This is a genomic window from Westiellopsis prolifica IICB1, assembly GCF_004323185.1.
GTDB lineage: Bacteria > Cyanobacteriota > Cyanobacteriia > Cyanobacteriales > Nostocaceae > Pelatocladus > Pelatocladus prolificus_A.
The window spans coordinates 2,837,064-2,843,298 of sequence record NZ_NAPS01000001.1 but is presented as its reverse complement, the minus strand read 5'-3'; the positions used below and the strand labels follow the sequence as shown (position 1 = coordinate 2,843,298).

At 38.4% G+C, this 6,235-nt stretch carries 6 protein-coding genes; 2 read left to right on the top strand and 4 right to left on the bottom strand.

Translation table 11 applies throughout. The annotated features are described in order from the left end of the window. Positions 1-213: 213 nt before the first annotated feature. Entirely contained in the window at positions 214-498 is a 285-nt protein-coding gene (locus B4U84_RS11765; protein ID WP_131118004.1) for a DUF427 domain-containing protein, read from the top strand. 394 nt (positions 499-892) lie between these two features. On the opposite strand, the gene B4U84_RS11760 is transcribed toward B4U84_RS11765, so the two are convergent. The 3 genes from B4U84_RS11760 to B4U84_RS11750 form a co-directional block, all read right to left on the bottom strand. Then, complete coding sequence (locus B4U84_RS11760) at positions 893-1,654, bottom strand: PIG-L deacetylase family protein (RefSeq protein ID WP_017313144.1); 762 nt, start codon at positions 1,652-1,654, stop codon at positions 893-895. A 168-nt stretch (positions 1,655-1,822) separates the two neighbouring features. Beyond that, entirely contained in the window at positions 1,823-2,689 is an 867-nt protein-coding gene (locus B4U84_RS11755; protein ID WP_131118001.1) for a glycosyltransferase family 2 protein, read from the bottom strand. Between the two features lie 292 nt (positions 2,690-2,981). Beyond that, complete coding sequence (locus B4U84_RS11750) at positions 2,982-3,848, bottom strand: glycosyltransferase family 2 protein (protein WP_026082139.1); 867 nt, start codon at positions 3,846-3,848, stop codon at positions 2,982-2,984. A 538-nt stretch (positions 3,849-4,386) separates the two neighbouring features. On the opposite strand from B4U84_RS11750, the gene B4U84_RS11745 reads away from it, so the two are divergent. Beyond that, positions 4,387-5,676, top strand: coding sequence for an APC family permease (locus tag B4U84_RS11745; protein WP_131117998.1), 1,290 nt, complete (start codon positions 4,387-4,389; stop codon positions 5,674-5,676). 285 nt (positions 5,677-5,961) lie between these two features. Here B4U84_RS11745 and B4U84_RS11740 read toward each other — a convergent pair whose 3' ends face one another. Further along, positions 5,962-6,159: a DUF2811 domain-containing protein gene (locus tag B4U84_RS11740; RefSeq protein WP_017313148.1), complete on the bottom strand. Its 198-nt coding sequence runs from the start codon at positions 6,157-6,159 to the stop codon at positions 5,962-5,964. Between the last annotated feature and the right edge of the window lie 76 nt (positions 6,160-6,235).

Genomic DNA, 6,235 nt, shown 5'->3' with positions numbered 1-6,235 from the left:
TTAACAATGTAGGTCGATACATTAACAATGTAAGTCGATACATTAACAATGTAAGTCGATACATTAACAATGTAAGCCGGTACATTAACAATGTAGGTCGATACATTAAGTTTTTGGCGGAGTTAGTTGGTTGCGATCGCCTTTATACCATTTCCCAGACACCATCAATAAACAGCATAATGTATATGTAAAGTTTATTTGCGTTTTTTACTTATGGCAAAAGCAATCTGGAATGGTACTGTTTTAGCTGAAAGTGATAATACTGTTGTCGTCGAAGGTAATCACTACTTTCCTGCTGACTCGATTCAGAAACAGTACTTTAAAGAGAGTGACACCCACACCACTTGTCCTTGGAAAGGTGTCGCTAGCTACTACAGTGTTGAAGTTGATGGACAAGTGAACAAAGATGCAGCTTGGTACTATCCCACTACCAAAGAGAAAGCAAAGCAGATTGAGGGTTATGTTGCTTTCTGGCGGGGTGTGAAAGTAGAAGCTTAATTATATTAAAAGGGAACTCTTAACGGGGAACAGGAGCATCCCAATTTTTTAGCTAAGGGTTTAAAACCCTTAGCTAAGAGCATAAGTCGCCTGAAGACGACTTCTTAAACAGGACTTATACCATTTCACGTTAATAGCGATACATATGAATTTTGTAGAGACGTAGCATTGCTACGTCTCTACACACCTGTATTTGTATCAAGATTTTTGTGAAATTGTATTACGCAAAACATAACGCGCATTTGCGGTAATTCATGAATTACAGCTACGCAAGAATAAGGTTTTCGGTCACATCTTGCGTAAGTCCTGTTAAAATCAAATAGTCTGCTTAAAGCAGAGTTGAGCTATCAGACTGCGATTTCAATCGCAGGTTTTTTATTTGGGATGCTAGAAATTAGCTTTTAAAATATATTTCCTTCGGTTTAAAAAATCGTTTGAGAAAGGTACGAGGAAAGATGTGATGTTGAGAACGATAAACCTGGATAGCTTGTCGTTTTTTTTCTAGCACAGACTTTATAGGTAAGATATAAGACTGACCTAGCTTTTTTAAATCTACCTGAAAAAGCACTGGTCTTCCCCAAAATAACCAGACTTGATATTGAAAAAGTTGAGCTTTGATTCCAGATTTGCTGAGTGCATCTTTCACCAATTCATAAGTAGCTTCATGATCTGAGTGTCGATCTTCTTGATGGGGAACATAGATTTCTTCCGGTTGAAAGGACTGCAATAGTTGAACTAACTGATTGATAGTATGCAGTTTCTGTTCATGAGATAATTGACGTAACTCACCATCAGGTTGATCGATAAAATACACATCTGATGGTGCGACACCTAATATACTTAGTGCTTCTCGAGCTTCTTGTTTGCGAACTTGAACAATATCTTCTGGTTTAATGTGCAAATAAGATTTATGTCCATCAGTCAGAAAAGCAACTTTGACTGGAACTCCAAGTTCACGCTTGAGTGCAATCAAACCACCACAACCTAAAGTTTCATCATCTTGGTGAGGAGCAAACACTAATGTTGATTTCTCGGTCACTGTTAGTGTTTGACTTTTTTTCGGTAAAATCCAGTCAAATAATATTTCTACTTCAATAAATTGCAAAGTATTTGTGAGCTTTCCTAATATTTGAGAAGGTATTGTTGTTATGGACATGTTACAAATTATAAAAAGATTTAGTAGTCAAATAATTTGGGATTTTGGACTTTGGATTGACAGGATTTTAGCAGAGGTTTAGAAATACTAAACCTCTATTCAATATTGCGGCAATACAGTTGAGACAGTGAAAATTTCTGTTTAGCGATATTACACTTTTAGGGGCAATTAAAGCGGTAAATATTGATACTTAATACAACCCCACAATTGCCCTCCACGCCAAGCAAAACTCATTAACCATTTGGCTAAACTTTCTTTGTCACGGATTTGCAAAAGTAAAAGTTGTATCGTCAGTATGACTGATGTTTTTAACAAAGTTTTCCATGTCACCATTTGCGGCATCCCAAGGGGACGATGTTTTTTATACACTAAAATTACACCTGTACCCACATCCCAACTACGGTTATATATGCTAGCTAAATTATCACGTAACCGAATATGAGCGATCGCATCTGGTACATAGTGAAGTTTAGTTCCTACATAACTTGCTCTCCAGCAATAGTCTACATCTTCGCTTTGATATAGCGTTTCATCAAAACCACCAATCTTTTCATGAATAGCACGTTTGATGCCTAAATTACCGCTACCTGCAAATGGTAGGTAGTATGTATTTTCCATTACTCCAGTACCATTTTCAAGTTGATAAGACTTTACTACCCAGGGATCACTTAACTTGTTGTAATCATTATGGCCAGTAACAAAGTCGTATTGAGAAAGTGCTTCCCCCATTGCTGCTAACCATCCAGGTGCAACTTCATCATCAGCGTCAATGAATAGCAGTGATTCACCTTTTGCTGCTTTTGCACCCACATTCCGAGCATGTGATGCACCCGTACGATCAGATGCATCAACGATACACAAATTAGGTATACGCGTCTGATATTCTTCTACAATTGATAATGTGTTGTCAGTCGAACCATTATCAGAAATGATCACTTCCCATGGTTGTGACCATTGTTGATGAGCAAGTGCTTCAAGTTGAACAGCTATAGTTTTCTCTGCATTTAAACACGGTATAATGACGCTTACCTTCATAACAAGTAATGCTCTCTTGGATTCACATCAATATATAAAAATATATCAATTATGACTTTCTTATAAGATTAAGAAAATTCAATCCTCAGGATAAATTTATCTGTGATGTGAATTCAAGAAAACTCTATCTAATATGCTTCGGATAATACCAATTTCATGTGAAATGCATGGAGTGAACTACAAGCAAAACTCTTGCTATGAAAAGAATTTAGACTTATTTTTTTATGCAAGCTCATCAGTAATTGGCATTATTTGAAAACTCTTTGTGCATCAGAGGTTGTTTGAAAAATGCCTAAATGGGTAGATATCTGTACTTGATACAACCACGTAGCTGTCCTCCCCGCCAAGCAAGACTCATTAACCATCTCGCGAAGCTTTCTTTAGTACGGACTTTTAGAGACAAAAGTTCCAAAACCAAAATGACTGGAGTTTTGACAAATACTTTCCAAGGCATCAATTGAGGCATACCCAGTTTTCGATGCTTTTTATATAGTAATGCCTCAGAAGTACCCATACCCCAAGCTCTTTTATATAAAGCGCTCAAATTAGCGCGTAACCGGATATGAGCGATCGCCTCTGGTACGTAATGAAGTTTTGCTCCTGCTTGTTGCGCTCTCCAACAATAATCAACATCTTCTACTTGCAGCAGTGTTGCATCAAAGCCATTGATCGCATTGTGAATTGAGCGCTTAATTCCCAGATTACCACCACCAGCAAAGGGTAAGTAGGGATTTTGTACAATTCCTGATGACCATTCATCTGCTTGATACCATCTTCTCACTTCCGCGTCATTCAGTCTTTTGAATTCGTGCGCTCCGGTGACAAAATCGTATTGGGAAAGTGCTTCACCCATCGCTGCTAACCATCCCGGCGCAACTTCATCATCTGCATCAACAAATACCAGTGATTCACCTTTGGCTACTTCGGCTGCTAAGTTGCGAGCGTTGGCTGCTCCTTTGCGATTAGATGCATCAATTATACGGAGATTCGGTAATGATGCTTGATACTGTTCTACTATTGATAGCGTGTTGTCAGTAGAACCATTATCAGCAATAATCACCTCCCACGGCTGTGACCATGTTTGATGGGCAAGTGCCTCCAGTTGAACAGCAATAGTATCAGCAGCATTTAAACACGGTATAATTACGCTTATCTTCATACTTTTAATAAATACAAATGGCATTAAATATCAATCTAATAACAAATATATAAGTAATTGCGCGTAAATGATCAATAACAAATTGTCATTTAGGTGAATTTTACAAACTCTATAAAAAACTAATTGAACATCAAGAACTAGTAAATAAAATATTTTGGTAAATAATTAGAGCAACCAACATTATAAATTTATAGATTTAAAGATAATTTTGGAACATTTTATGCTGTGAAGTTCTATAAGCCCAGATACCCGACTTCTTTAAGAAGTAGGTGATTTTGTCTGGAGCGAATAATTTCAGAATGCTATAGTTTTAATTTTTCCAATGTTTAAAATTAATAATTAAAATTGATGATATTAACAGTAAAAAATTATGTTTTAGTTAAGATAACGTAAATTTCTATATAGCAATCCTAGATGATTTGTGAGAATCCGAGAGCTTAGATCCCCGGCTTTTTTAAGAAGTGGGGGATCTTGTTATATATAAATAGATGCCAATGTTCCTGTAGTCATGTTATTTGGACAAGGGGATAAAAAAACCATGTCTGTAAGCAATCCACAACCACAATTGAAACGAGAGTTAGGGGTGTTTGGCGCCACTCTCATGGGACTAGGTTCAATTGTTGGTACAGGTGTATTTGTAAGTATTGGGATTGCAGCTGGAATTGCTGGTCCAGCTGTGATTTTAGCTGTAGCAATTGGAGCGATTGTTGCTACTTTTAATGGACTCAGCAGCGCCCAACTAGCTGCAAATCATCCCTTAAGTGGTGGTAGTTATGAATATGGTTACAAATATCTGACTCCAGCTTTTGGTTTTACTGCTGGTTGGATGTTTTTAGTGGCGAAAACAGCTTCTGCTGCTACTGCTGCTTTAGGTTTTGCTGGCTATTTATTAAATATTCTGGGTATAAATTCTCGTTGGGTTGTGGCGATCGCCTTTTTAGCTGTGGTAGTCATGACGCTGATAGTCTTAAATGGTATCCGTCGCTCAAATTTTGCCAATATCGCGATCGTCTCTGTGACGCTTTTATCTTTAGGGTTTTTGATTCTGGCTTGTCTTCCCAGTGCGATCCAAGGAAGCGTTGAGAATTTCACACCTTTTTTTACAGGTTCTGTTGCAGATATCTTCCATGCTAGCGCCTTGATGTTTGTTGCTTATACAGGCTATGGTCGGATTGCAACTTTAGGAGAAGAAGCGCGATCGCCAAGACAAACAATTCCCAAAGCCATGATAGTTTGTTTGTTGCTGACAATGCTGTTATATATAGCAGTGGCGACAGTTACAATAGGGGCTTCTGGGGTAGATGTTTTAGCTGATGCTGTCCAGCAAACAAAAGCTGCACCCTTGGAAGTGGTAGCTCGAAAGATTACTGGTGTTGGCGGTGCTTTAGTATTAGCCATTGGGGCGATGACAGCAATGTTGGGCGTACTGCTGAACTTGATTTTAGGCTTATCCCGCGTATTGCTGGCGATGGGACGTCGTCACGACGCACCAAGATTTTTAGCACGTTTAAATCAACAACAAACTACTCCCTATTGGTCTGTAATAGTTATAGGAGTTGCGATCGCTCTTTTGGTTTTAGTCGGTAATGTCAAGACAACATGGTCTTTTAGTGCTTTTAGCGTCCTAATTTACTACGCAATTACTAACTTTGCTGCTTTACAATTGAGTCCCCAAGAGCGACTATATCCCAGATGGATAGCTGTTTTAGGTCTTTTATCTTGTCTGTTCTTAGCTTTTTGGGTAGAATCCTCAATCTGGCAACTCGGTTTAGGATTGATTGTTGCTGGGTTAATTTGGCACAAGGTGAGGCGATCGGTTGCTAGTTAGTGGCGTAGGGAACAGAAAACAGCCAAATAAGCTGTTATGCATTTAAATAGTATATTTTGCGATCAGGTTGTCAAAAGTCAACAGTCCGAGTCAAAGACTAGCTTGGACTTTGGACTGTTGACCCTGGACAGTCCTAACGCAAGAATATTTAATCTAAGCGCACAAGTGTTAAATCTGATGTTAAAGAGCATTGTCCACTTAATTGCACTGCTAATCGAAACACCCATAACTCAAGATGTCTACTAAATTAGCTTTGAGGCATAATTTAGTACACAGTATTGATATTTAGCAGTGATGAAATAAAGTTTCTAAGTATACACGAGCAGCATGGCGATCGCTATCTCCATTTTGGAGTAAAAACAATGACAGCGCCGCCGTTAAGACCCGATTTTGATCCCAATCAGGATGCTTTTCTAAGTAGGTTTTGAGAGATTCGTGCAGTGTTTCAGGAATTTCTGTAAATATGCTAACAGTTGTATTCATGAGGTTTTTCTCCTTGGCGGTGTGCGTTGACTAGGAAATATTGCTTTGCGTTATAGCCACAGGATGAGAGTGTGTA

What these genes read in the sequence shown, in the direction of transcription:
- B4U84_RS11750 (WP_026082139.1), bottom strand. Translation starts at nt 3,848, where the DNA reads ATGAAGATAAGCGTAATTATACCGTGTTTAAATGCTGCTGATACTATT.
- B4U84_RS11755 (WP_131118001.1), bottom strand. Translation starts at nt 2,689, where the DNA reads ATGAAGGTAAGCGTCATTATACCGTGTTTAAATGCAGAGAAAACTATA.
- B4U84_RS11740 (WP_017313148.1), bottom strand. Translation starts at nt 6,159, where the DNA reads ATGAATACAACTGTTAGCATATTTACAGAAATTCCTGAAACACTGCAC.
- B4U84_RS11745 (WP_131117998.1), top strand. Translation starts at nt 4,387, where the DNA reads ATGTCTGTAAGCAATCCACAACCACAATTGAAACGAGAGTTAGGGGTG.
- B4U84_RS11760 (WP_017313144.1), bottom strand. Translation starts at nt 1,654, where the DNA reads ATGTCCATAACAACAATACCTTCTCAAATATTAGGAAAGCTCACAAAT.
- B4U84_RS11765 (WP_131118004.1), top strand. Translation starts at nt 214, where the DNA reads ATGGCAAAAGCAATCTGGAATGGTACTGTTTTAGCTGAAAGTGATAAT.